Genomic DNA, 554 nt, shown 5'->3' on the forward strand with positions numbered 1-554 from the left:
AAGACCAAAGAAGGCTTTTTCGGAAAACACGAATTCGCATATGATGAATACTATGATTGTTATATATGTCCGGGAGCACATATATTGACATACAGTACAACAAACAGAAGTGGATATAAAGAGTATAAAAGCTGCGGTGAACATTGTGCTGAATGCCAATATCTTTCAAAATGCACAGAAAGTAAGGAGCATGTAAAACTGATCACACGTCATGTATGGGAAGAATATATGGAAGTGGCAGAAGACATTCGGCATACGATAGGAAACAGACAGATCTATCAGTTAAGAAAAGAAACCATAGAGAGGATCTTCGGTACAGCGAAAGAACAGCATGGATTTCGATATACGCAGTATGTAGGAAAGGCGCGGATGGAAATGAAAGCCGGGCTTACCTTCGCATGCATGAATCTGAAAAAACTGGCAAAGATTCTGGAAAAACGAGGCTGGAATACAGCCAGATTTTTGTTGATTTTGAAAAAAATAAAAAGAAAAGAAGTTTTAAAAGAAAAATGGTGCTGGGCATAACACCCAACACCAAGTTTGTCTACAGTCTG

The 554-nt window shown here is 38.4% G+C and carries 1 protein-coding gene; it reads left to right on the forward strand.

The window, feature by feature from the left end:
• The coding region (locus ACTNB8_RS16405; RefSeq protein ID WP_441056122.1) for a transposase at positions 1 to 525 on the forward strand (525 nt) is incomplete at its 5' end.
• Between the last annotated feature and the right edge of the window lie 29 nt (positions 526 to 554).

The organism is Blautia sp. HCP28S3_G10, assembly GCF_052065235.1.
GTDB lineage: Bacteria > Bacillota > Clostridia > Lachnospirales > Lachnospiraceae > Blautia_A.